This is a genomic window from Allobosea robiniae, assembly GCF_900102525.1.
GTDB classification, from domain to species: domain Bacteria; phylum Pseudomonadota; class Alphaproteobacteria; order Rhizobiales; family Beijerinckiaceae; genus Allobosea; species Allobosea robiniae.
In genome coordinates this window covers 805,413-827,795 of record NZ_FNBZ01000001.1, presented here as the reverse complement: position 1 = coordinate 827,795, position 22,383 = coordinate 805,413, and the positions used below count along the sequence as shown (strand labels likewise).

22 protein-coding genes are annotated in these 22,383 nt (G+C 67.1%); 15 read left to right on the top strand and 7 right to left on the bottom strand.

Annotation, left to right across the window (positions count from 1 at the left end; genetic code table 11):
• The first annotated feature begins 165 nt into the window (after positions 1-165).
• Genes BLQ70_RS03765 through BLQ70_RS03750 form a run of 4 tightly spaced genes read left to right on the top strand, consistent with a single transcriptional unit; the run spans position 166 to position 3,644 of the window.
• On the top strand, positions 166-1,068 hold the full coding sequence (locus BLQ70_RS03765) for an alpha/beta fold hydrolase (protein ID WP_091855854.1): 903 nt from the start codon (positions 166-168) through the stop codon (positions 1,066-1,068).
• Positions 1,065-2,141, top strand: coding sequence for a tartrate dehydrogenase (locus BLQ70_RS03760; protein WP_091855853.1), 1,077 nt, complete (start codon positions 1,065-1,067; stop codon positions 2,139-2,141). The genes BLQ70_RS03765 and BLQ70_RS03760 overlap by 4 nt, the downstream gene beginning before the upstream one ends.
• Positions 2,142-2,171: 30 nt before the next feature.
• Entirely contained in the window at positions 2,172-2,876 is a 705-nt protein-coding gene (locus BLQ70_RS03755; RefSeq protein ID WP_061964749.1) for a TerC family protein, read from the top strand.
• A 27-nt stretch (positions 2,877-2,903) separates the two neighbouring features.
• A complete protein-coding gene (locus BLQ70_RS03750; RefSeq protein ID WP_061964747.1) occupies positions 2,904-3,644 on the top strand; it encodes a TerC family protein in 741 nt (246 codons plus the stop codon).
• 9 nt (positions 3,645-3,653) lie between these two features.
• Here BLQ70_RS03750 and BLQ70_RS03745 read toward each other — a convergent pair whose 3' ends face one another.
• Positions 3,654-4,262 (bottom strand): 4'-phosphopantetheinyl transferase family protein, encoded by a 609-nt coding sequence (locus BLQ70_RS03745; RefSeq protein ID WP_170843297.1) that lies wholly within the window; start codon positions 4,260-4,262, stop codon positions 3,654-3,656.
• Positions 4,263-4,373: 111 nt separating this feature from the next.
• Here BLQ70_RS03745 and BLQ70_RS03740 point away from each other — a divergent pair, with 111 nt between their 5' ends.
• From BLQ70_RS03740 to BLQ70_RS03725, 4 genes are all read left to right on the top strand, one after another.
• Positions 4,374-5,105 carry an AzlC family ABC transporter permease gene (locus BLQ70_RS03740; RefSeq protein ID WP_091855851.1) on the top strand — a complete coding sequence of 244 codons (732 nt, stop codon included), beginning with the start codon at positions 4,374-4,376 and terminating at the stop codon, positions 5,103-5,105.
• Positions 5,092-5,409 (top strand): AzlD family protein, encoded by a 318-nt coding sequence (locus BLQ70_RS03735; protein WP_091855850.1) that lies wholly within the window; start codon positions 5,092-5,094, stop codon positions 5,407-5,409. Before BLQ70_RS03740 ends, BLQ70_RS03735 begins: the two co-directional genes overlap by 14 nt.
• 126 nt (positions 5,410-5,535) lie before the next feature.
• On the top strand, positions 5,536-6,408 hold the full coding sequence (locus BLQ70_RS03730; RefSeq protein WP_091855849.1) for a branched-chain amino acid aminotransferase: 873 nt from the start codon (positions 5,536-5,538) through the stop codon (positions 6,406-6,408).
• Between the two features lie 17 nt (positions 6,409-6,425).
• On the top strand, positions 6,426-7,403 hold the full coding sequence (locus BLQ70_RS03725) for an NAD(P)H-dependent flavin oxidoreductase (RefSeq protein WP_091855848.1): 978 nt from the start codon (positions 6,426-6,428) through the stop codon (positions 7,401-7,403).
• On the opposite strand, the gene murJ is transcribed toward BLQ70_RS03725, so the two are convergent.
• Together murJ and BLQ70_RS03715 are read right to left on the bottom strand one after the other, a co-directional pair.
• Complete coding sequence (gene murJ, locus BLQ70_RS03720; protein ID WP_091855847.1) at positions 7,404-8,930, bottom strand: murein biosynthesis integral membrane protein MurJ; 1,527 nt, start codon at positions 8,928-8,930, stop codon at positions 7,404-7,406. It lies immediately after the preceding gene.
• 6 nt (positions 8,931-8,936) lie between these two features.
• Positions 8,937-9,896, bottom strand: coding sequence for a glycosyltransferase family 2 protein (locus BLQ70_RS03715; RefSeq protein ID WP_244511885.1), 960 nt, complete (start codon positions 9,894-9,896; stop codon positions 8,937-8,939).
• Between the two features lie 266 nt (positions 9,897-10,162).
• Between BLQ70_RS03715 and BLQ70_RS03710 the strand changes: the two genes are divergently transcribed.
• Both BLQ70_RS03710 and BLQ70_RS03705 read left to right on the top strand, forming a co-directional pair.
• Positions 10,163-10,996, top strand: a complete 834-nt coding sequence (locus BLQ70_RS03710) for a ChbG/HpnK family deacetylase (protein WP_091855845.1) — start codon at positions 10,163-10,165, stop codon at positions 10,994-10,996.
• Positions 10,997-11,110: 114 nt separating this feature from the next.
• Positions 11,111-12,796: a methyl-accepting chemotaxis protein gene (locus tag BLQ70_RS03705; protein WP_170843296.1), complete on the top strand. Its 1,686-nt coding sequence runs from the start codon at positions 11,111-11,113 to the stop codon at positions 12,794-12,796.
• 117 nt (positions 12,797-12,913) lie between these two features.
• Here the strand turns inward: BLQ70_RS03705 and BLQ70_RS03700 are convergent, their stop codons facing one another.
• Positions 12,914-13,510 (bottom strand): superoxide dismutase, encoded by a 597-nt coding sequence (locus tag BLQ70_RS03700; RefSeq protein WP_091855843.1) that lies wholly within the window; start codon positions 13,508-13,510, stop codon positions 12,914-12,916.
• 278 nt (positions 13,511-13,788) lie between these two features.
• Here BLQ70_RS03700 and BLQ70_RS03695 point away from each other — a divergent pair, with 278 nt between their 5' ends.
• Complete coding sequence (locus BLQ70_RS03695; RefSeq protein ID WP_091855842.1) at positions 13,789-15,186, top strand: hypothetical protein; 1,398 nt, start codon at positions 13,789-13,791, stop codon at positions 15,184-15,186.
• On the opposite strand, the gene BLQ70_RS03690 is transcribed toward BLQ70_RS03695, so the two are convergent.
• Entirely contained in the window at positions 15,187-17,358 is a 2,172-nt protein-coding gene (locus tag BLQ70_RS03690; RefSeq protein WP_091855841.1) for a S9 family peptidase, read from the bottom strand.
• 330 nt (positions 17,359-17,688) lie between these two features.
• On the opposite strand from BLQ70_RS03690, the gene BLQ70_RS03685 reads away from it, so the two are divergent.
• The 3 genes from BLQ70_RS03685 to BLQ70_RS03675 all read left to right on the top strand — a co-directional run bounded on the left by BLQ70_RS03685 (position 17,689) and on the right by BLQ70_RS03675 (position 19,503).
• Complete coding sequence (locus BLQ70_RS03685) at positions 17,689-18,105, top strand: Ros/MucR family transcriptional regulator (protein ID WP_061964725.1); 417 nt, start codon at positions 17,689-17,691, stop codon at positions 18,103-18,105.
• 238 nt (positions 18,106-18,343) lie between these two features.
• Positions 18,344-18,712, top strand: a complete 369-nt coding sequence (locus BLQ70_RS03680) for a helix-turn-helix domain-containing protein (RefSeq protein WP_061964723.1) — start codon at positions 18,344-18,346, stop codon at positions 18,710-18,712.
• The gene (locus BLQ70_RS03675; RefSeq protein ID WP_091855840.1) at positions 18,709-19,503 is read left to right on the top strand and encodes a DUF6456 domain-containing protein; all 795 of its coding nucleotides are present in this window, start codon (positions 18,709-18,711) and stop codon (positions 19,501-19,503) included. The genes BLQ70_RS03680 and BLQ70_RS03675 overlap by 4 nt, the downstream gene beginning before the upstream one ends.
• A 6-nt stretch (positions 19,504-19,509) precedes the next feature.
• Here the strand turns inward: BLQ70_RS03675 and BLQ70_RS03670 are convergent, their stop codons facing one another.
• Both BLQ70_RS03670 and BLQ70_RS03665 read right to left on the bottom strand, forming a co-directional pair.
• A complete protein-coding gene (locus BLQ70_RS03670) occupies positions 19,510-19,938 on the bottom strand; it encodes a SufE family protein (RefSeq protein ID WP_061965578.1) in 429 nt (142 codons plus the stop codon).
• Positions 19,939-19,978: 40 nt separating this feature from the next.
• On the bottom strand, positions 19,979-20,248 hold the full coding sequence (locus tag BLQ70_RS03665) for a hypothetical protein (RefSeq protein ID WP_139163480.1): 270 nt from the start codon (positions 20,246-20,248) through the stop codon (positions 19,979-19,981).
• Between the two features lie 325 nt (positions 20,249-20,573).
• Here BLQ70_RS03665 and BLQ70_RS03660 point away from each other — a divergent pair, with 325 nt between their 5' ends.
• Complete coding sequence (locus tag BLQ70_RS03660; protein ID WP_091855838.1) at positions 20,574-22,382, top strand: PAS domain-containing sensor histidine kinase; 1,809 nt, start codon at positions 20,574-20,576, stop codon at positions 22,380-22,382.
• Position 22,383: the final 1 nt, after the last annotated feature.

The window sequence follows — 22,383 nt, the reverse complement described above, 5'->3', positions numbered from 1 at the left end:
GCTCGTTTCGGCCGGAGATTCTCGGGTTACTGCTTCGCGGCGCCCGAGAATGACGCGGCGCGGGGCGCCCTTCCCACCATTGATCAGGATTGTGTAATAATCCGTGCGCGAAATCCCTGCGCTTTCGGGGTAAGCGCTGACGCATTCTTGCATCTTCGCGGTCCTATGGTTCTCACCGAACGTCCCGCCACGGACAATCTGTTCTCCGGTTTTCGCCTGCTCGACGTTCAGACGTCGGGCGCGCGGATTCGCGTGCGGGCGGGCGGGGAGGGGCCGCCGCTGCTGCTGCTGCACGGCTATCCGCAGACGCACATCATGTGGCGCCGGGTCGCCCCGCTGCTGGCCGAGCGTTACACCCTGATCTGCCCCGACCTGCGCGGCTACGGCGATTCCGACAAGCCGCCGACCGCCCCCGATCACGCGCCCTATTCGAAGCGCGCCATGGCGCAGGACATGTCAGAGGTCATGAGCGCGCTGGGGCATGAGCGCTTCTTCGTCGGCTCGCATGACCGCGGCGCCCGCGTCGCGCATCGTCTGGCGCTCGACCATGGCGAGCGCGTGCTGAAGCTTGCGACCCTCGACATCGCGCCGACGCGCGAGATGTATCGCAACACCACCGATGCCTTCGCCCGCGGCTACTGGCACTGGTTCTTCCTGATCCAGCCCGCGCCGATGCCGGAGCGCATGATCGAGAGCGATCCGGATTTCTACTGGACGAGCCGGCGCGCCTCGGACATGCGTCTGTTCGAGCCGGAGGCGCTTGCCGAATATCTGCGCTGCTTCCGCGATCCTGCGATGATCCATGCGAGCTGCGAGGATTATCGCGCGGCGGCGACGATCGACATCGCCCATGACGATGCCGATGGCGGCAGAAAGCTCGCCTGTCCGCTGCTGGCGCTGTGGGGCGAGCGCGGCATCATCGGGAAATGCTTCGACCCTCTGGCCTTGTGGCGCGAGCGTGCGCAGGATGTGCACGGCCATGCCTTGCCGGGTGGTCACTATCTCGCGGAGGAGGTCCCCGATCTCGTCGCCGCGGAGTTCAAGGCCTTCTTCGGAGAAACCGCATGACCGGGACCAACCGCGTTTACCGCATCGCCGTGATCCCCGGCGATGGCATCGGCAAGGAGGTCATGCCCGAGGGCCTGCGGGTGCTCGAGGCCGCTTCGAAGAAATACGGCTTCGAGCTGCGCCTCGACCAGTTCGATTTCTCCTCCTGCGACTACTACGCCAAGCATGGCAAGATGCTGCCCGACGACTGGAAAGAGAAGATCGGCGGCCATGACGCGATCTATTTCGGCGCCGTCGGCATGCCCCAGCAGGTGCCGGACCATGTCTCGCTCTGGGGCTCGCTGCTGCTGTTCCGGCGCGAGTTCGACCAGTACGTCAACCTGCGCCCCGTCCGCCTGATGCCGGGCGTTCCCGGCCCGCTCGCCAATCGCAAGCCCGGTGATATCGACTTCTTCGTCGTGCGCGAGAACACCGAGGGCGAGTATTCCTCGGTCGGCGGGCGCATGTATGCCGGCACCGAGCGCGAGATCGTCATCCAGGAGACGGTGATGAGCCGCGTCGGCGTCGACCGCGTGCTGAAATACGCTTTCGAGCTGGCGCAGCGCCGCCCGCGCAAGAAGCTGACTTCGGCCACCAAGTCGAACGGCATCTCGATCACCATGCCCTACTGGGACGAACGGGTGAAGGAGATGGCGAAGAGCTATCCGAATATCGCCGTCGACCAGTACCATATCGATATCCTGACCGCGCATTTCGTGCTCAATCCGGACCGCTTCGACGTCGTCGTCGCCTCCAACCTCTTCGGCGATATCCTCTCCGATCTCGGCCCGGCCTGCACCGGCACGATCGGCATCGCGCCCTCCGGCAACATCAATCCAACCGGCGATCATCCCTCGCTGTTCGAGCCCGTCCATGGCTCGGCGCCCGATATTGCCGGGCAGGGCATCGCCAATCCCGTCGGCATGATCTGGTCGGGTGCGATGATGCTCGACCATCTCGGCGAGCACGAGGCGGCGAAGGGCATCGAGGCCGCGATCGAGCGCGCGCTCGGCGATGCCCGGACCCGCACGCGGGATCTTGGCGGCACGCTGGGTACCGAAGCCGCCGGCAAGGCGGTCGAGCAGGCGCTTTGAGCAGGAATTTGAACTTAAAGGTTTGAAGACATGGATTTGTCGTCGGTTTCCATTGTCGACCCGCTTGTCTGGGGCAAGCTGGCCGAGATCATCCTGCTGAATATCGTGCTCTCGGGCGACAACGCCGTCGTCATCGCGCTCGCCTGCCGGGCGCTGGCGCCGGCGCAGCGCACCAAGGGCATCGCGCTCGGCGCTGGCGTCGCAGTGGTCTTGCGCGTCCTCTTCACGGTGCTGATCGCCTCGCTGCTCAACACGCCCTTCCTGCGCATCGTCGGCGCCGGCCTGCTGATCTGGATCGCGGTGAAGCTCATCGTCGAGGACGAAGGTCAGGACGAGGATTCGATCACCGCCAGCAGCAAGCTCTGGAAGGCGGTGCAGACGGTCGCCATCGCCGACATCGTCATGAGCCTCGACAACGTGCTGGCGATTGCCGCCGTCGCCAAGGATTCGATTCCCTTGCTGATCGCCGGTCTCGTCATCTCGATCCCGCTGATCGTGCTCGGCGCCTCGCTGATCACGAACCTGCTGACGCGTTTCCCGATCCTGGTCTGGGCCGGTGCGGCGCTGCTGGGCTGGGTCGCGGGCGAGATGTTCGAGAGCGACCCCTGGCTGATCGCCCGCTTCGGCGAGGAACTGCTCCACAAGCTGGAATACCCGGCCGCGATCCTGGGCGCCCTGCTCGTGGTCGGCCTCGGCTACCTCATCAAATCGCGCCGGCCCGATCCGGCCCACTGACCATCCGGCAAAAGGGCAAGAACAACGATGGATTTTTCCTCCTCCACCTTCTGGGTATCGCTGCTGCAGATCATCTGGATCGACCTGCTGCTCTCGGGCGACAACGCGATCGTCATCGCGCTCGCCTGCCGCTCGCTGCCGGAGAACCGCAGGAAGGTCGGCATCTGGCTCGGTGCCAGTGCGGCGGTCGGCCTGCGCATCCTCTTCGCGCTGGTCGTGACCTATCTGCTCGGCGTGCCCTATCTGAAGGTGATCGGCGGCATCCTGCTGTTCTGGATCGCGATCAAGCTCGCCGTCGGCGAGGAGGAGGCGCATGGTAACATCGAGGCGAGCGAAAGCCTCTGGAAGGCCGTGCGGACCATCGCCATCGCCGACGCGGTGATGAGCCTGGACAATGTCATCGCCATTGCCGCCGCCTCGCGTGGACATGTCGAGCTCTTCGTTTTCGGCCTGCTGCTCTCGATCCCGCTGATCATCATGGGCGCCCAGCTCCTGACCTCGATCATCGAGCGCTTCCCGATCCTGGTCTGGCTCGGCGCGGCGCTGCTCGGCTGGATCGCGGCCGAGATGATCCTCGGCGACATCGCGGTGCTGCGCTGGCTGCAGGCGAACTGGTCGACCTGGGTGGTGCCGGTTCCAACCGACGTCAGCCCGCTCGGCATCGGCCCGGCGAATGTGCCGCACTACGCGGCGGCGGTGATCGGCGCGGTCTTCGTCTGCATCGTCGGCTATGTCCTGAAGAAGAAGCCGGCCGACCAGCCGGGCTGAGCCTCAGGCTCAATCGAGAACGATCGCAGCGGCGGCCAGGACATCCTGGCCGCCGTTTTTCATGAGACGGAGCTCACCCTGGTGATCCGTCCCCGACAGCGGATCGAAGACGTTGAAGCGCGTCTCTGACGGCAGCGAGACGCAAAAGCTCTCGGGTGGCCGGACGAAGCCAGTGCCGATTGCCTTCACATAGGCTTCCTTCGCGGCCCAGAGGCGGGCGAAGGCGAGGGGGCGAATGGAGGGGGCGGTCGCCTCGAGAAACCGTCGCTCGTCCGGATGCAGCAGGTCGAGCGGCGCAATGGCCCTGGCCTCGACGCTTTCAACGTCCACCCCAAGCGGATGCTGTGCCAGACCGATGGCGACCCCTCCGGCTCGCGTCGCCAGCGAAACGTGAAGGCCTGGCGTTTCAGGAAGGGCAAGGAGCGGCCGGCCGGCCTTGTCGTGATCGATGACGACATCGTCTTCCCGGCAACCCAGCTGGCGCGCCAGCACCTGCCGCGCGGTGCCGCGCCGCAGCGCCGCGCGTTCGGTCAGGTTGCGCGGATTGACGCCCGTCCGGACGAGCCAGATCGCGGGCAGGGCAGGGGCGATGGCATCGGCGTTGTCGAACCAGTGCATGGCCCATCTGTAGTGCTCCCGCCGCATGCTGTCGCGTCCTGCGCGGAATTCATGCAGCCGCGCTGTTCATGCGCGTTGACGTTCAAGCGGGCTTTCCGCTTCTGGAGAGTGATGTCAGCCGAACCAAACACGCCGCCGGCCGCCGGGGAAGCGCCGATCACCGCAGCCGGGATGATGCTCGGGCTGCGCAAGGTCTCCGTGCTGATGCCGGGCATCGTCGTCTTCGCCGTCGCCTTCGGCGCGGCCGCGGCTGCGAAGGGGCTCTCCCTGTTCGAGACCTTGCTGATGAGCGGCTTCGTCTATGCCGGCGTCGCGCAGCTGGTTTCGTTGGAGCTGTGGCGTCCCGAATGGACATGGGGCGCCATTGCCGGCATCGCGGTGGTCACCGCGACCGTCAATGCGCGCATGGTGCTGCAGGGCGCCTCGCTGCAGCCCTGGTTCGCGAAGTACTCGAAGACGCTCAACGCCTTCCATCTCTTCTTCTTCACCGATGCCAACTGGCTGATCGGCACGCGCTACCGGGCCGAGGGCGGGCGCGATCTCGGCGTGCTGGTCGGCGCGGGACTGGCGCTCTGGCTGGTCTGGGTGATCGCGACCGGTGGCGGCTACATGCTCGGCGCGCTGGTCAGCGACCCGCGCCGCTACGGCATCGACCTGGTCATGCCGATCTTCTTCGCCGCGATGATCGTGCCGCTCTGGCGCGGCAAGCGCGGCATGGTGCCCTGGGTCGTCGCCGGCCTCGTCGCGCTGGTCACGGCCCGGCTGGTCGATGGCTACGCCTTCATCATCGTCGGCTCGCTTGCCGGCGCGATTACGGGGGCGTTCCGCGATGACGCTGCCTGACCTCGGCACCTGGGGGCCGCTCATCGCCATCACCGCGATGGCGGCGGCGACCTATCTCTGCCGCATCTCCGGCGTAGCCTTGATGAGCATCATCCCGCTGACGCCCCATGTCCGGCGCGGGCTCGCGGCTCTGCCGGGTTCGATCGTGGTGGCGACGGTGCTGCCGCTCATCGAGCGGCTGGGCTGGGCTGCGGCGCTTGCGCTTCTCGCGGCGGTCGGCACCATGATCCTGCGGCGCAGCGAGCTTCTGGCGCTGCTCGTCGGCATGGCCGCGATCTCCGGCCTGCGCGCGCTCGGCTACTGATCCATCACCCCTTCCGATTGCTTCCATCACATCACGTCATCCCGGTATGCATCGCCACCGGTTGACGACGAAGGGCGGGGGGAGGACGGTGCGTCACAGCAAAACTGGCTAAAACGGAGCGCCGTCATGGCATGGTATTCTCAGACGTGGACCTGGTTCGATGGCTCTTGGCATGAGGGCAATCCCGGCATCGTCGGTCCGCGCAGCCATGTGCTCTGGCAGGCTTCCTCGGTCTTCGATGGCGGCCGCTATTTCGACGGCGTCGCACCGGACATCGACCTGCACGCCGCCCGCGTGAACCGCTCGGCCACCGCGCTCGGCCTGAAGCCGACCGTTGAGGCGGACTTCATCGTCGACAAGATGTTCGAGGGCGTCAAGAAATTCGCCCCCGGCACGGCGATCTACGTCAAGCCGATGTACTGGGGCGAGGCCGATGGCCCGTCCACCATCATGGCCGATCCGGAATCGACCCAGTTCGCGCTCTGCCTGTTCGAGGCGGCGATGCCGCAGCCGACGGCCGGCTTCTCGGTGACCAAGGGCGCCTTCCGCCGCCCGAGCTACGAGACCGCCCCGACCGACGCCAAGGCCGGCTGCCTCTACCCGAACAATGCCCGCGTGCTGAAGGTGGCGAAGGCCGCCGGCTTCGACAACGCGCTGGTGCTCGACATGCAGGGCAATGTCGCGGAGACCGCGACCTCGAACATCTTCCTCGCCAAGGACGGCGTCGTGAAGACCCCGGTTCCGAACGGCACCTTCCTGAACGGCATCACCCGCCAGCGCGTCATCAAGCTCATGCGCGAGAGCGGCATCCCGGTCGAGGAATGCAGCCTGCGCTACGAGGATTTCGAGCAGGCCGACGAGATCTTCATGTCCGGCAACTATTCCAAGTGCATGCCGGTGACCCGCATCGACAACCGCACGCTCCAGCCGGGCCCGCTCTTCCGCCGCGCCCGCGAGCTCTACATGGACTACGCGCATAGCAAGCCGAAGGCCGCCTGAGCCGAAAGGCCTCACACATGGCGCGCCTCGCCACGCGACTGACCGAACGTCTCGGCATCGCCCACCCCATCCTGTCGGCGCCGATGGCGCTGGCAGGCGGCGGGGCGCTCGCCGCGGCGGTCACGCGTGCCGGCGGCCTCGGCCTCATTGGCGGGGGCTATGGCGACGCCGGCTGGATCGCACAGGAATTCGCTGCCGCCGGCAATACGCAGGTCGGCTGCGGCTTCATCACCTGGTCGATGGCCAGGAAGCCTGAGCTGCTGACGCAGGCGCTGGCTCACAAGCCGGCTGCCCTGATGCTCTCCTTCGGCGATCCGCGCCCCTTCTCTGCGGAGATCGCAGCGGCGGGCGTGCCCCTGATCTGCCAGTGCCAGACGCTTGCCCACGTCCGGCAGGCGATCGAGGCTGGTGCCGCCATCATCGTCGCGCAGGGTTCCGAAGCAGGCGGGCATGGTGCCAGCCGCGCGACGCTGCCCTTCGTGCCCGAGGTGGCTGACCTCATCGCTCGTGAAAGCCCCGATACGCTGCTGGTTGCTGCCGGCGGCATCGCCGACGGGCGAGGGCTCGCCGCTGCGCTGATGCTCGGCGCGGATGGCGTGCTCGCCGGCACGCGCTTCTGGGCGAGCCGCGAAGCGATGGTGCATGAGCGCCATCACGCCGCGGCGATCGCCGCGACAGGCGACCAGACGGTGCGCTCCTCATTGCCGGACATCGCCCGTCAGCTTGATTGGCCGAAGCCCTTCGACATCCGCGTCTCCGCCAACGCCTTCATCGCCAACTGGGCCGGCCGCGACGCCGTGCTCAAGGACGCCATCGCCACCGAGGGGCCCGCTTATCGCGAGGCCTTCATGGCCGGCGATCCCGACAAGGCCGCCGTCATCTTCGGCGAGGCTGCCGGGTTGATCACGGATATCCCGAGCGCCGGTGAGATCGTCGAGCGCATGGTGGCGGAAGCTGCCGCGTTGCTCGGCGGGGCGCAGCGCTTCCTCGCCTGATCAGCGCAGCAGCCTGAGCAGGCCCGTCGCCTTCAGCAACCCGCCGGCAAGCACGGCGTAGACAATTGCCGCGACGCCGGACACCAGCAGCACCGTCATCAGCAGCGGCTCGAAGGGCAGGGTGGCGGTGAGCTGGAGCGCCAGCGGCTTTCCCCACCACGCCAGCAGACCGCAGATCGCCGCCGCAGCGCAGACGATCGCCGCGAAGCCCGGCAGGCGCCGGTCCGGCTCGGTCCAGCCACGCCGCCTTGCCAGCACGAACAGCGTCAGCAGATTGACCCAGGCGCCGGCCGCGGTCGCGTGCGCCAGCCCCGGTGCGCCCCAGTCGCGCCAGAGCAGGAGCTTCAGCGCGAGGTTGCAGGCGATCGCCGCCAGCGCGATCAGCATCGGGGTCGTCGTGTCGCCGCGCGCCTGGAAGGCCGAGACCTGCGCACGGATCATCACGATTGCCGGCAGGCCGAGCGCATAGGCGAAGAGCACGGCACCCGCCGCCGCGCTCGCCTGCGCATCGAAGGCGCCGCGCTGGAACAGGCCTGCGACCATCAATTCCGGTACGGCGACGAAAGCCGCGACGAAGGGCGCGCTGGCGACGAGCGAGATCGCGATGGCGCGGTTCTGTGCGCGGTTGGCGGCCGCATCGTCGCCCTTGGCGATGGCACGGCTCATCGCCGAAAGCGCGACGGTGCCGACCGCGATGGCGATCAGCCCGAGCGGCAATTGATAGAGCCGCTCGGCATAGTAGAGCGCCGCATAGCCGCCGCGCGGCAATAGCGAGGCGATGATCGTATCGGCGAAGATCGAAATCTGCACGCCGGCCGAGCCGATCACGGCCGGCCCGAACATCTTGAGGAAGCGCCGGACCCCGGCATCCGCCCGCGGCCGCACCAGCTTGCTGGACACGCCGGCCCGCCTGGCGGCGACATAGAGCACGATCCATTGCGCCACGCCGGAGATCGCGACGCCCCAGGCGGCGGCATGGGCCGCGCTCGGAAACAGGAAGGGGACGGCCAGCGCGGCGACGATGAAGACATTGAGCAGGATCGGCGCAGCGGCGAAGGCGGCATAGCGCTCGACGGCATTGAGGGTCGCGCCGAGGAACGTGACCATGGTCACGAACAGCAGATAGGGGAAGGTGATCCGGGTCAGCGCGACCGCGAGCTCGAACACCGCCGGATCCGCGCTGAAGCCCGGTGCCAGCAGCCTCACCAGCCAGGGCATCAGGGGCAGGGCCAGCGCCAGCAGCACGACCTGCACGATCAACTGGACGGTGAAGAGCCGGTCGGCGAAGAGGCTGGCCGCTTCCGGCCCCTCCTTCTCGGCGATCTGGGCATAGGTCGGCACATAGGCCTGGTTGACGGCGCCTTCGCCGAAGATCGCCCGGAAATGATTGGGCAGCCGCAGCGCGACGGAAAAGGCGTCCATCGTCGCGCCCGCGCCCAGCACGGCCGCGAGCGCGATGTCGCGCACGAAGCCGGTGATGCGCGAGATCAGCGTGTAGCCGCCGACCGACAGGATGTTTCTGAGCATGAAGGCCTAGCGGATCAGCGGCGGCAGGGCGTCGCCGCGCGGGTGGTCGACGGTGCGGGCGTCGAAGCCGACGCGCTCGCCGATCAGATAGAGCGGCCGGCGCTTCACCTCCGCGAAGATGCGCCCGACATATTCCCCGATCATGCCGAGCGAGACGAGCTGGATGCCCGAGAAGAACATGATCGAGACGATCAGCGAGGGGAAGCCGGGCAGGTCGGTGCCGAAGAGCAGCGTCCGCAGCATGAAATAGACTGCCGACAGCGTTGCGATCACCGCGATGATCGCGCCTGACCAGGTCGCGATCTTCAGGGGTACGGTCGAGAAGGAGGACAAGCCGTCGAAAGCGAAGGAGAACAGCTTGCGGTATTTGAATTTGGACTGGCCGTGCTCGCGCTCGGCGACATGGAAGGGCACGCCGGCCGAGCGGAAACCGACCCAGGCATAGAGCCCTTTCGAGAAGCGCGCGCGCTCCGGCAGGGCCCGCAGGGCATCGACGGCCTTGCGGTCCAGCAGGCGGAAATCGCCGGCGCCTTCCGGCAGAGGGGTTTCGCCGAAATAGCCGAAGATGCGGTAGAACAGCTTGGCGAAGCCGCGCTTCATCCGGGTCTCGCCTTCGCGGTCGGTGCGCTGGCCGTAGACGTTGAGATAGCCCTCGCGCCATTTGGCGAGGAAGGCGGGAATGGTCTCCGGCGGATGCTGCAGGTCGGCGTCCATGATGATGACGGCATCGCCGAGCGCATGGTCGAGCCCGGCTGCGATCGCGATCTCCTTGCCGAAATTACGGCTGAACGAGACGGCGCTGATGCGCGGGTCGGCCGCATTTAGGTCGCGGATCACGGCAAGGGTCTCATCGCGGCTGCCATCGTCGACGAAGACGATTTCCCAGGACGCGACCTCCCCGGTGAGCGCCGTGCGCAGGCGCTCGACGAGCAGGGCGAGGTTATCGGCCTCGTTGTGCACGGGCACGACGATCGAGAGTTCGGGCCAGCGGGAGGCCCGAGGCGCACGTTGAACCGGCTGAGACCCGATATCCGTCACGAACGACCTTTCAAACTGCGGGTGCATACGCCTCTCCGGCGAGGCGCGACGCACAGAACCGCAAAGCTTGCCGGGCGACAAGTCCGGCACGGTAAAACTGCCCTGGTAAAACGCGCGACTTTATGGCGGCGCGTTCCCATCGGGAAGGCATCGCGCTATAGCGCGAGCCCGGTCAACGAGGGACGATACGCGCGATGGCGAAGGGCTTCATCCTGTGCGCCGATGATTTCGCCCTGACGGACGGCGTCAGCCGCGCCATCCTCGACCTTCTCGAACGCGGTAAGCTCACCGCGACCGGGGCGATGACCAATCGCCCGCATTGGCGTCGGCTGGCGCCCGAGCTCGCCGTCTTCGCGGGCGAGGCCGATCTCGGCCTGCATCTCAACCTCACCTGCGCGGCGCCGCTGTCAACGATGCCACGGCTGGCGCCTGGCGGTGCCCTGCCGAAGCTGAAGGAGGTTGCGCGCGCAGCCTCGATGTCACCGGCGGCGCGGGCCGAGATCGCGACCGAGATCGCGTGCCAGCTCGATGCCTTCGAGGACGCGCTCGGCCGGCGGCCGGATTTCGTCGACGGTCACCAGCATGTGCATGTTCTGCCTGGCGTGCGGCGGGCGCTGCTCGATGCCCTGGCACGGCGCTATCCGGCGGGGGCGCTCTATGTGCGCGATCCGGCGGATCGTCTGGCCGCAATTCGCGCGCGCGGCGTCGCGGTCGGCAAGGCGCTCGTCATCGCCGGTCTCGCCGCCGGCTTCCGCAGCGCGGCGCTGAAGCGGGGTCTGCGCGTCAATCGCGGCTTTTCCGGCGTGGCGCCCTTCGATCCGCAACGGGATTTCGCTGCGGATCTGGCCCGTTTCCTGATCGAGCCGGGGCCGCGCCATCTCGTCATGTGTCATCCAGGCTTCGTCGATGACGAGCTTGCCACGCTCGATCCGGTGGTCGCGTCACGGCCTGTCGAGCACGCCGCCATCGCTGCCTTCGTGTCGCCGCCCGGCTTGCCGCTGCGCCGCTTCGCCACCTTGGAGGACTGATAGCGAGACGGCGCGCCGCAAGCGATTTGTTTACCGGAACCGGCCATTGTGGCGTCGGGTTGGAGGCGCCGCTCTTCGCAGCAGTTTGCGCCGGTTCTGGAGATGGTCGGCTCGATGAAGGTGTTCAGGCGCGCAGCCGGCGCGGGAGAGCCGGCGCAGCCGGGCAGGCAGGCCCTTGGCTCACTCAGCCGGCAGATCGCAACCGCAGCCGTGGCGATCGTCGCTGTCGCCATCGTCTTCGTGGTGCTGGCGATCGCCCGCTATAACGATGCCCGCACCCGCGCCGATCTCGATCAGAAGGTCATGGCGCTGACCTTGATGGTGGTCAATGCTGCGCCGTCCCTGATCCTGTCGCGGGACAACAACACGCTCGGGTCCATTCTCGCCTCGTTGCAGCGCGACCCCGATTTCGATGCCGGCATCGTCGCCGACGATGTCGCCGGGCTGGCGTCCGCGGGACGCACTGTCGAAGCGCGGCTGTCGCTGACGCCGCGCTGGCTCGCCGAACAGATCGGCGAAGAGCCTTGGAAGGCTCTGCAGACGCGCAACGAGATCGATATCGAGGACAATGTCTATGTGACGAAGATCCACGCGGTCCGCGTCGGTAGCCAGCAGAAGCAGATCGGCTATGTCGCCTTGCGCTTCGACAAGACGCGCCTCGTGGCGCGTGCCGCCTGGGAGCAATTCGTGACGATCGGGCTCGGCCTGCTGATCCTGCTGGTGCTCGGCCCGCTGCTCTGGCTCTCGCTGTCGCGGGCGATGCGGCCGCTGCGCAGCATGACGAAGGCGATCGTCAGCATTTCCGACGGCAATCTCTCGACGCCGATCGACGCGCTGGGCCGGCGCGACGAGATCGGCGCGATCGCGCGTGCGCTCGGCGTCCTCAAGATTCGTCTCGCCGAGCGGGCAACGCTCGAGCAGCAGCAGAGCGTGGCCGAGGTCGAACGGCGCTCGCGCCAGCAGGGCGTCGACCATGCGATCACCTCTTTCCGCAGCGAGGTCGGCCTGGCGCTCGAAGCGTTCAAGAGCAATGCCGAGCGGATGCGCGAGGCTTCCGACGGGCTTGCCCGCGTCGCCGCCGAATCGTCCGGCCGCGCCGCCCGCGCCGCCGACAATGCCCATGGTGCCTCGGGCAATGTCGAGAGTGCCGCGCAGGCTGCCGAAGAGATGGGCGCGGCCATCCGCGAGGTCGAGTTCCAGGTGCGCCGTGTCCGCACCGAGATCGTCGAGGCGGCCTCCGTCTCGCGCGATACCGCAGGCTCCGTGCAGGCGCTCGACGAGACTGCCCGCGCCATCGGCGAGGTGGTCAACCTGATCCGCGACATCGCTGCCCAGACCAACCTGCTCGCTCTCAATGCCACGATCGAGGCGGCGCGTGCCGGCGAGGCGGGCCGCGGCTTTGCCGTGGTGGCCTCCGAGGTCAAGTCGCTGGCGGCGCAGACCGCGGATGCGACCGACCGCATCGTGGCGCAGGTCGCCGCGATCCAGGGGGCGACCGGACAGGTCGTCGGCGCGATCCAGAACATCGCCGAGCGCATGAACGCCATCGAGAAATTCGCGAATTCGGTCGCGACCTCGATCGAGCAGCAGGCCATCGCGACCGGCGAGATCGCCAGCGGCGTCGCCATGGCCAGCACCTCGGCCCTCTCGGTCTCGAGCGATCTCAGCGTGCTCGCCGACAGCGTCGAGGAGACCGGGCGCTCGGCCGAGCAGGTGCGCGGCGCGGCCGGTGAGGTCGCCGACCAGGCCCAGCGTCTCGACTCGACCGTGGACCAGTTCCTGCGCAACGTCGCCGCCTGAGATGGCAGCCTCGCATCTGCGCAGCGGCACTTCGCGCCGCAGCGCGTGCGCGAAGACATCCGCGAACAAAAAAACGGGGCCGCGAGGCCCCGTTTTCGTATCCGGAAGACCGCCGAATTACTTCGCGGCGTCGAAGCGCTCGGCGACGTAGTCCCAGTTCACCAGGCTCTCCAGGAAGGCCTTGAGATAGTCGGGGCGACGGTTGCGGTAGTCGATGTAGTAGGAGTGCTCCCAGACGTCGACGCCGAGGACCGGGGTCGCACCGTGGACGAGCGGGCTCTCGCCGTTCGGGGTCTTGCTGACGGCGAGCTTGCCGCCCTTGACCTCGAGCCAGGCCCAGCCCGAGCCGAACTGGCCGACGCCGGCGGCGACGAAGTCTTCCTTGAACTTGTCGACCGAGCCGAACGAGTCGACGATCGCCTTCTCCAGCGCGCCCGGGATCTTGCCGCCGCCATTCGGCTTCATCCACTTCCAGAAATGGAGATGGTTGTAGTGCTGGCCGGCATTGTTGAAGATCGCGGGGTTCTTGCCATAGGAGCCCTTGACGATCTCCTCCAGCGACTTGCCCTCGAACTCGGTGCCCTTGATGGCATTGTTGCCGTTGGTCACATAGGCGAGGTGGTGCTTGTCGTGATGGTACTCGAGCGTCTCCTTCGACATGAAGGGCTGGAGCGCATCATGGGCGTAGGGAAGATCGGGAAGGGTAAAGGACATGAGGCCTCTCCTTGGGCTGTGAAATCGCTTGAAATGAGAATGGCCTGTACGGGACAGGCGGAGCCGCGGAGGCCCTGTCATTCCCTGCGATAGTTAAGCGCCTCCGCGCCGGTCGACAACCGCTGCCATCGCGAAAAGCATATGTCTTCTCGACAGGCCGCCACATTCGCGCCAGATTTCTCCCTCTAAGCGGTCCGGATTGGAAACTCTCTCTTATTCAATACGTTAGATAGTGACGCAAAGGCCGGCTCTGGTCCGGCCCTGCCAAGGATATCGATTTGATCGCGATTTTTACCATTCTGGGTCTGCTCCTGTTCGGTGGTGGCGCCTATGCCATCTATGACGGCTGGCCCTATCTGGTGCTGGAACGCGGCTTCACCGAAGTCATCATGGGCTCGATCGCGAGCAGCGCTGGCCTGATCATGCTCTCGCTCGCCTGGATCCTCAGGGAAGTCAGGGCGACCCGGCGCGCGTTGGTCGAGGCGATCGAGCTTCGTTCCGCCATGCCGTCACCTGCGGCCTCGGCGGTGGAAGCCCCGCCCGTGTCGCTCCCGCGCGACGACGCCACCGCATTCGCGCGCTCCGTCGCCCCGGCTGCGATCGGCGCGGTCGCCGGTGCTGCGGCGACGAGCGCCGTGGCGCAGGCCCTGACCGGGCCCGAAGACGAAAACGCATCGGCTCCCGCCGAGGTGCCTGCTTCATCCGGGGACCGGGACCTGTTCGGCGCGCCCGTCGCGCATGACTTGCAGGAGCCGGAACCGGCTGCGGAGAGCGAGCCCGAGGCGGCATCTGAATCGGCACAGACCCAGGCTGAGGAAGCCGAGCCGCTGCCCGACATGTTCGAGGAGGCGCTGCCGACCGCATCTCCTCAGCCGGTCGCCTTTGAAGCGGAAGAGCATGAGCTGGCAGAGCCCGCTGCGGCCGATGCCCAGCCGTTAGCCGATGAGGAAGCCTTCGCCGTGCATGACGCGCCGGTTCCCTTCGGCGACCGGCCTTCGGTCGAGCCGCCGGCCGATGAGCCCGCGGCGGATCCTGCCGAGGCGGGGGGGGCCATCGCGGCAGCCGGCGATGAAGCCGAGCGTGACGAGTTCAGCGCCCTGCGCGAGAGCCTGGCGGGCCACCTGAACGAGCCGGAGCCCGCAACCGGGCGGGTCGAGCCGTCCTTCTCGCAGGAGCCCGACCCCTTCGCCGAGGCAGAGACCTGGATGGACCGCGCTTCGCCGCGCCGGGAGCCCTGGCTCGATACGTCTCCCGCCGCCGCCGAAGAGGTGCCCACCGAAACGGGGGCTCCGCTCTGGCCGCCGCGGACGGAGCCTCACGCCTTCGATGCACCGGCCGAGCCTGCGGCTGACGATGCCGAAACCGAGGCTGTTTCCGATGCCGTCGATCCGCCGCTTCAGGATGACGAATCCGACGCGGGGAACGTCGAGCCGGAATCGGCGTCCGAGCCCGTCAAGGCGGCCGAGCCGCAGGCCGAGGCGGCTCCGGCCGCGACCGACAGCCGTCCGGCCTCCGACGAGGGTATCGTCGGCGCCTATCAGGTCGGCGATGCGCATTTCACCATCTTCGCCGATGGCTCGATCCGGGCACGGACCCCCGATGGCGAATACAGCTTCGCCTCGATGGACGAGCTGAAGGTCTATCTCGCCAGCGAGAAGAGCCGGCTGGGCGTCTGATCAGACGCCCTTTGCCGCGTCCCAGCCTTCGCCCACCGTATGGATGGCGAAGGCATAGGCCAGGGCGGTCTCCTTCAGCGAGTCGAAGCGCCCGGCCGACCCGGCATGGCCGGCTTCCATGTTGGTGTGCAGCAGGACCGGCCCACCGCCGGTCATGGTGGCGCGCAGGCGCGCAACCCATTTCGCCGGCTCCCAATAGGTCACCCGCGGATCGGTCAGCCCGGCCATGGCGAGGATCGGCGGATAGGCCTGTGCCGTGACATTGTCATAAGGCGAATAGCTGCGGATGGTCTCGAAGGCCTTCACGTCGCGGATCGGGTCGCCCCATTCCGGCCATTCCGGCGGCGTCAGCGGCAGGGTGTCGTCCAGAATCGTGTTGAGCACATCGACGAAGGGCACCTCCGCGACGATGCCGGCGAAGAGTTCGGGGGCCATGTTGGCGACCGCGCCCATCAGCATCCCGCCGGCGCTGCCGCCTTCGGCGACGATGCGGCCGCGCTGGGTGAAACCGGCATCGGCCAGCGCCCCGGCGGCGGCGATGAAATCGGTGAAGGTGTTGCGCTTGTTCTCGCGCTTGCCGTCGAGATACCAGCGCCAGCCCTTGTCGGTGCCGCCCCGCACATGCGCAATCGCATAGACGAAGCCGCGATCGACCAGGCTGAGCGGCCGCGTCCGGAACGAGGCCGACATCGCCGAGCCGTAGGAACCGTAGCCGTAGAGCAGGCAGGGGGCGCTGCCGTCGAGCTTAAGATCGGCCCGGTGCAGGATCGAGATCGGCACGCGCGCGCCGTCCGAGGCGGTGGCGAAGATCCGGCGCACCTTATAGCGGTCCGGATCATGGCCTGACGGCACCTCCTGCCGCTTCAGCAAGGTCCGCGCGCCGGTGGCAAGGTCGTAGTCATAGGTTTCGGCCGGCCGCGCCATCGAGGCATAGATGAAGCGCAGCGTATCGGTCTCGAACTCGTAGCCCGCATCCATGCCCAGCCCATAGGCTTCCTCGTCGAAGGCGATGCTGCGCTCTGTACCATCGGCGAAATCGCGGATGACGATGCGCGGCAGTCCGTCCTCGCGCTCCAGCCGGATCAGCCGCCCCTTCAGGCAGACATGATCGAGGATGAGACGGCCCGGCTTGTGCGCGATCAGGTCGCGCCAGTTCGCTGGAGCGGGCGCGTCGACGGGGGCCGTGACGATCTTGAAGTCCTCGGCGCCACGGGCATTGGTCAGGATCGCGAAGACGTCGCCGTGGTGCTCCAGGCTGTACTGGCGCCCCGGCTCGCGCTCCGCGACGAGGACGGGCTTCGCCTCCGGCCGGTCCAGGTCGAGGATGCGCGTCTCCGAGGTCTCGTGATCGCCAACCGTGATCAGCAGGAAACGCCCGGATTGGGTCTTGTCGATATCGACGAACATGCCGGCATCCGCTTCGTCATGCAGCAACGCGTCCAGCTCGGCCGGCTCGCCGAGCCGGTGGCGCTTCACCCGCGACGGGCGGTGATCGTCATCGAGCGCGACATAGAAGAACGAGCGGGAATCGCTGGCCCAGATGATCTCGCCGGTCGTATCCTTGACGAGGTCCGGCAGATCGTCCCCGCTCTCCAGATCCTTGACGTGGATCGTATGCAGTTCCGAGCCGGCCTCGTCGGCGCTCCAGGCGAGCAGGCGATGATCCGGGCTATGTGCGGCGTCGCCGAGATCGAAGAAATCCTTGTCTTCAGCAAGGGCATCGGCATCGAGCATGATCTGCTCGCCCGCCCGGCCGGTCTTTCCCGCCATGCTGCGCGGTTTGCGGCAGATCAACGGATGCTCGGCTCCCTTGCGGTAGCGAGAATAGTATAGGAACGGCCCGTCCGGCTGCGGGACGCTCGCATCGTCCTCCTTGATCCGGCCGCGCATCTCCTTGACCAGTTCCTTCTGCAGTGCGCGCGTTGGCGCCATCAAGGCCTTGCAAAAAGTGTTCTCGGCTTCGAGATAGCTGCGGATATCGGCCGGCAGGACGTCGGGTTCCCGCAGCACATCCTTCCAGTTGCCCGCGCGCAGCCAGCCATAGTCGTCGCGCAAGGTGACGCCGTGGACCTGCGTTTCCGCGGTCCGGATCTCGGCGCGCGGCGGCGGGGGTATCCGGCGGGACCTGCGTGGCGCGGCGCTTGGGGAGTGGCGATCCTGATCCAGGCGCATGACGATCTCCGATCTGGGGCGCTGACACGTAGAGGCGGCGGGATCAGCTTGCAAGACATCGAGGCCATCTGCGGCTTTGATTTTCGCATTCAGTGCAACGCAGCATCCGGATGGCGAAATATTGACGTTTCAATACATTAATTGTTGGAATTTGCTGACTTGCGTAACTAAACAGCATGGAATAAACGCATATCTCGATCAGTCCGCGTTGTCTGATTCTGGGCCGATGGTGCTTGACCCACTATTGGTAATATTCATCAGGCTATCGGGCGCAAGGCGGTGGACGGTCAGCGCATAACGCCAGCAAGAACGATAAGGAGAAACATCGCCATGGCCGAGAACGACGGAGCGGACTTCATTGAGCTGACGGCGGATATCGTTTCCGCCTATGTCTCCAACAATTCCGTGCCTGCCTCGGATTTGCCGGCACTGATCAGCGAAGTGCATTCGGCGCTGAGCCGGGTCATTGGTGGCGCCGCGCCTGTGGTGCAGGCCGAGGCTCCCAAGCCCGCCATCCCCGTGAAGAAGTCGATCACGGCCGATTACCTGATCTGCTTGGAAGACGGGAAGAAGTTCAAGTCGCTGAAGCGGCATCTGCGTACGCAGTACAACATGTCGCCCGAGCAGTACCGCGAGAAGTGGGGCTTGCCGCCGGACTATCCGATGGTCGCGCCGAACTATGCCGAGGCGCGCTCGCAGCTTGCGAAGAAGATGGGCCTCGGCCAGCAGCGCCGCAAGCGCCGCTGAGCCGCGTGCGATAGAGCATTTTCGAGCGACGTGAACTTCGGTTTGCGGGAAGAAGATGCTCTGGCTACACCGACCCCGGAAAAAGCCGCCGATGATCTCGGCGGCTTTTTTCATGCGTCTCGTCGGGAGGGGCGGGGATAAAGCCGGCTCCGGGGTTGCCAGTCGGAATATAAGAATATAATCCTATGTCGGTCACGCCTCGCGGGGAGGGGCGGCTGACTCTGAATAGGAACATATCATGAACAAAGAGCGCGACCAATCCCAAACTGCCCTGCGTGCCAGCGCCGTTGCGCGCCTGGCGGAAGTGGCCATCGCAGCCGCGACCCGGATTCCGCTGGCCGGCCTGCGGGCCGCGCATCGAGGCCGGAAGTCGATTGCGGTGGCTCGCCAGACGGCGATGTATCTCGCCCATGTCGCCTTTGGCCTGAGCCTCACCCGTGTCGGCATCTGCTTCGGCCGGGACCGAACCACCGTTCGCCATGCCTGTGCCCTGATCGAGGATCGCCGCGACGACCCGGGGCTGGAGTTCGGGTTGACCGCCCTGGAAGCCGCACTTCTGGCCACGATGACGAGGCTGGTCGACCAACCGGCGGAGGCCCGCCGATGAGCGCTGAAATCGAACGCAAGGAACGCGGCCGACTCCTGAAGCATCTCGCCGCGCCCGGATGCTACGGCCTGGTTTCCCCGCTGGGATGTGGGCGCATCGCGCTCTACCGGACGGTGAACGGCACAAGCCTGGGTGCCGGCTATGTCGCGTCGGAAACCGTGCAGGCCTTGGCGGGGGAGGGGCTCGTCGCCTGGTCGAAAGATGCCAAAGCGGCCCGCCTCGGCCTCGCTCCATCGGTGCCGGACGCGCCGGCCGTGGAAAAGGCCCGACCCCAGCCGGGCGAGCCGCCTGCTCCCGCGATGGACGATCGCGAAAGTCCACTGCTCTGGCTCTATCGCCGTCCGGGCAAGGACGGCAGGCCCCAGATCGGCGACGAGGAATTCGCGGCCGGCGAGCGCTTCCGCGCCGATATCACCCTGGCCGGGATGCTGCCGCGCGTGACGATGAACTGGGATGCGGCGCTCACCCCGGAGCAGGCGGGGGCGGGCCCGCGCGACGTCGCCGGCTCGTCCGACACGGCGCTCGCCGCGCGTCAGCGCGTCAGGCTCGCCTGTGACCGGCTGGGGCCGGAGCTGTCAGGCCTCGCGATCGATATCTGCGGCTTTCTCAAGGGGCTCGATCTCGTCGAGAAGGAGCGCCGCTGGCCGCCGCGCTCGGCAAAGGTCGTGCTGCGTGTCGCGCTGGCGACCTTGGCGACGCATTACGGCTTGGACCGCCGCACACGGCAGAGCGGGGTGCGCAGTTGGCAGGCAGCCGATGCCCGGCCGAGCGAATTCCCGGCCGCCGGCTGAAGCGGCTCAGGTTGCGGCGGCAGCCTGGGCGTCGCGCTTGATCCGGTCGATCATGGCGCGCACGCCGTTCGAGCGCTGCGGCGTGAGATGGGCGGCAAGGCCAAGGCGCTCATAGATGGCGAAGGCGTCGGTCGCGAGGATCTCCGCCGCTTCCCGCCCGGAGAAGATCGCCAGCGCCAGCGCGACGAGCCCGCGCACGATATGGGCGTCGCTGTCGCCGACGAAGCGAAGCCGCGTCTGCGGGCCGCTGCCGCCATCGCGATGGGCAACGAGCCAGACCTGGCTCGCGCAGCCGCGCACCTTGTTGGCGTCGACATGCGCCTCCTCGGGCAGGGGCTCCAGGCCCTTGCCGAGTTCGATGAGATAGCGATAGCGATCGTCCCACTCGTCGAGCAGTTCGAAATTCGCGACGATGTCGTCGAGGCTTGTCGTCATGACCGGCGTCTTCCCGCGATTGCGGGGGAGCGTCAAGCGCTCAGCGCTGCGGCGCCTGCTTCCCGATCACCGTCGTCGCCGCGGCATGCAGGATGCGCTCGCGGAGGGCCGGGTCCATTCCCGCGAGGATCTCGGCCGCTTCGCGCGCGGCGGTCAGGCTGCCTGCGACCGTGCGCGTCTCGGTCCGGACCGTTTCGGCCGCCTGCCACATGGCCTGCGGCAATGCGGCGTCGGCCGGCTTGCCGCTATGCACGGGCGAGTTCACGGCGATCAGGCCGATGATCGCGATCTTGCGCAGCAGGTAGGCCATGTCGGTCTCCATCGTCGACGCCTCTCTTGCGCCGCGAGAACAACCTAGACCGGGATCTCGAAAAATCGCGTCATTCCAAACGCTCAAATGCGAGTCGAATGCCGCAAGTGATCTTCAGCTTCCGTTCACCTTGCCGCGAACATCGGCTCGTGCCGAGAAAACGCGATGATTTTATCTAACTGCATGAAAAGTCGACAGAAAAAATCGCTTTCCGCCGCTGGCCCGGGCTTTCGCCGCGCTTCGCCTTAAGCCCCGCTTAAACCGGCCATGGCGAGATTGGGCCAAGCGGATCGGGTATCCGCGAAAGCAAGGCGTTGCGTTCCGTATGGCGATGACAGCATTGAGGACACAGGCGGCAGCACTGGTGCATGCATCGGTGCAGTCGGACCCGGCGAAAAGGCGGCGTCACGAACGTTTCGTTCTGTCGCGCCTGCTCGTCGGTGGCGGCATGCTCGGCCTTGCTCCGGCCTATCTCGCCTGGCGCGGCGCGCCTGGCGCCTTCGAGGCGGCCATGATCGTCGCTGCCGCGCTCGCTGTTCTCTCCGTGGCGCTGGTTTCCCGCACGGGCCGTCTCGATCGGGCGCATGCGCTGTCCTCCGCCGCGCTGTCCCTCTTCATCGTGGCGCTTGCGGGCGCGACCGGCGGTCTGTCCTCCCCCTTGCTGCTCTGGCTGGCGGTCGTGCCGGTCGAGGCGGCCTTCTTCGGTTCGCGCGGCTTCATGCTGCGGGCCGGCTGGATCGCGGTCGGCGCGCTGTTCGCCGCCATCGGGCTGCAATGGCTCGGCCTTTTCTCCGAAACGATGGTGTGGACCGGCGAGGCGATGCCGCTTCTGGCGATGTCCGCGCTGGCCCAGGCCCTGGTCGTGACGGCGGTCCTGCTGCGCCGGCGCCATGCCGAGGAGCGTGAGCAGCGCGTCTCGGATGCGCGTTCTCAGCTTCTGCTCGATCATGTCGGCGATCTCGTCACCTGGCATGACGCCAACGGCGCGGTCGTCTTCGCCAATGCCGCGGCGCGGGCGCTGGCTGGTGCTGATCCGCGCGAACTGCTCGGGCGCGGCCTGTTCGAGCGCGTCCACATTGCCGACCGGCCGCTTTTCCTGAAGGCGCTGAGCGATGCCGCTCATGGCGGGGAGGGCGTCACCGCCTGCTTCCGGACGCTCTTCGTGCCGCGCGAAGGTGCGGGCGAGGCCAGGTTGCCGGTCTCGCTCTGGCTGGAGATGCAGGCCTGCCGCGTTGCCGGCGCCGCTGCCGCCGATGGCGCGGCCGTGGTCTGCGTGATGCGCGACGTGACCGAGCGCCGGGCCGCCGAGGAAACCCGCGAGCGCGGCCATGCCGAGGCGCTGCGCGCGAACGACATCAAGGGCCAGTTCCTGGCGACGGTGAGCCACGAGCTGCGCACGCCGCTGAACGCGATCATCGGCTTCTCCGAGATGCTGAGCGCCGAGGACAATGGCTGGCTCGATGCGCAGAAGCGTCTCGAATATGCCCGCATCATCCACGCCTCCGGCCATCACCTGCTCGATGTCGTGAACACGCTGCTCGACATCTCCAAGATCGAGAGCGGCGCGATGACGATCGAACGCGAGCCGCTCGACCTCGCCGCGATGGTGCAGGATTGCTGCGCGCTGATGGCGCTGCGGGCCGAGGCTAGCGGCATCGCGCTGGAGCGCGTGACCGGGCCGGCTCTGCCTGCGATGGAAGGCGACCGTCGCGCGCTGAAGCAGGTCGTGCTCAACCTCCTGTCGAACGCGATCAAGTTCACGCCGGCCGGTGGCCGCGTGACGCTTGCCGTCGTGCGCGACGGCGACACGATCGATCTCTCGGTATCCGACACCGGCATCGGCATCGCCGCTGCCGACCTGCCCCGGCTGGGCGATCCCTTCTTCCAGGCCAAGGGCGCCTATGATCGCAGCCATGAGGGCACCGGCCTCGGGCTGTCCGTCGTGCGCGGGCTCGTCGGCCTGCATGGCGGCCGCCTGACGGTCGAGAGCGCGCCGGACATCGGCACGCGCGTCTCGGTCCGGCTGCCGGTCGGCGGCATCGAGGGCGTCGAACAGCCGGCCAAGATCGTGACTTTCGCTCGGGCTCCGCGCCGGGGCATCGATACCAAAGAACCTCTCCGCCTGACCGCCTGAA

Excerpts from the sequence above, each read along its gene's own strand:
- BLQ70_RS03765 (WP_091855854.1), top strand. The coding sequence starts at position 166 with ATGGTTCTCACCGAACGTCCCGCCACGGACAATCTGTTCTCCGGTTTT.
- BLQ70_RS03760 (WP_091855853.1), top strand. The coding sequence starts at position 1,065 with ATGACCGGGACCAACCGCGTTTACCGCATCGCCGTGATCCCCGGCGAT.
- BLQ70_RS03755 (WP_061964749.1), top strand. The coding sequence starts at position 2,172 with ATGGATTTGTCGTCGGTTTCCATTGTCGACCCGCTTGTCTGGGGCAAG.
- BLQ70_RS03750 (WP_061964747.1), top strand. The coding sequence starts at position 2,904 with ATGGATTTTTCCTCCTCCACCTTCTGGGTATCGCTGCTGCAGATCATC.
- BLQ70_RS03745 (WP_170843297.1), bottom strand. The coding sequence starts at position 4,262 with ATGCACTGGTTCGACAACGCCGATGCCATCGCCCCTGCCCTGCCCGCG.
- BLQ70_RS03740 (WP_091855851.1), top strand. The coding sequence starts at position 4,374 with ATGTCAGCCGAACCAAACACGCCGCCGGCCGCCGGGGAAGCGCCGATC.
- BLQ70_RS03735 (WP_091855850.1), top strand. The coding sequence starts at position 5,092 with ATGACGCTGCCTGACCTCGGCACCTGGGGGCCGCTCATCGCCATCACC.
- BLQ70_RS03730 (WP_091855849.1), top strand. The coding sequence starts at position 5,536 with ATGGCATGGTATTCTCAGACGTGGACCTGGTTCGATGGCTCTTGGCAT.
- BLQ70_RS03725 (WP_091855848.1), top strand. The coding sequence starts at position 6,426 with ATGGCGCGCCTCGCCACGCGACTGACCGAACGTCTCGGCATCGCCCAC.
- murJ (WP_091855847.1), bottom strand. The coding sequence starts at position 8,930 with ATGCTCAGAAACATCCTGTCGGTCGGCGGCTACACGCTGATCTCGCGC.
- BLQ70_RS03710 (WP_091855845.1), top strand. The coding sequence starts at position 10,163 with ATGGCGAAGGGCTTCATCCTGTGCGCCGATGATTTCGCCCTGACGGAC.
- BLQ70_RS03705 (WP_170843296.1), top strand. The coding sequence starts at position 11,111 with ATGAAGGTGTTCAGGCGCGCAGCCGGCGCGGGAGAGCCGGCGCAGCCG.
- BLQ70_RS03700 (WP_091855843.1), bottom strand. The coding sequence starts at position 13,510 with ATGTCCTTTACCCTTCCCGATCTTCCCTACGCCCATGATGCGCTCCAG.
- BLQ70_RS03690 (WP_091855841.1), bottom strand. The coding sequence starts at position 17,358 with ATGCGCCTGGATCAGGATCGCCACTCCCCAAGCGCCGCGCCACGCAGG.
- BLQ70_RS03685 (WP_061964725.1), top strand. The coding sequence starts at position 17,689 with ATGGCCGAGAACGACGGAGCGGACTTCATTGAGCTGACGGCGGATATC.
- BLQ70_RS03680 (WP_061964723.1), top strand. The coding sequence starts at position 18,344 with ATGAACAAAGAGCGCGACCAATCCCAAACTGCCCTGCGTGCCAGCGCC.
- BLQ70_RS03675 (WP_091855840.1), top strand. The coding sequence starts at position 18,709 with ATGAGCGCTGAAATCGAACGCAAGGAACGCGGCCGACTCCTGAAGCAT.
- BLQ70_RS03670 (WP_061965578.1), bottom strand. The coding sequence starts at position 19,938 with ATGACGACAAGCCTCGACGACATCGTCGCGAATTTCGAACTGCTCGAC.
- BLQ70_RS03665 (WP_139163480.1), bottom strand. The coding sequence starts at position 20,248 with ATGGCCTACCTGCTGCGCAAGATCGCGATCATCGGCCTGATCGCCGTG.
- BLQ70_RS03660 (WP_091855838.1), top strand. The coding sequence starts at position 20,574 with ATGGCGATGACAGCATTGAGGACACAGGCGGCAGCACTGGTGCATGCA.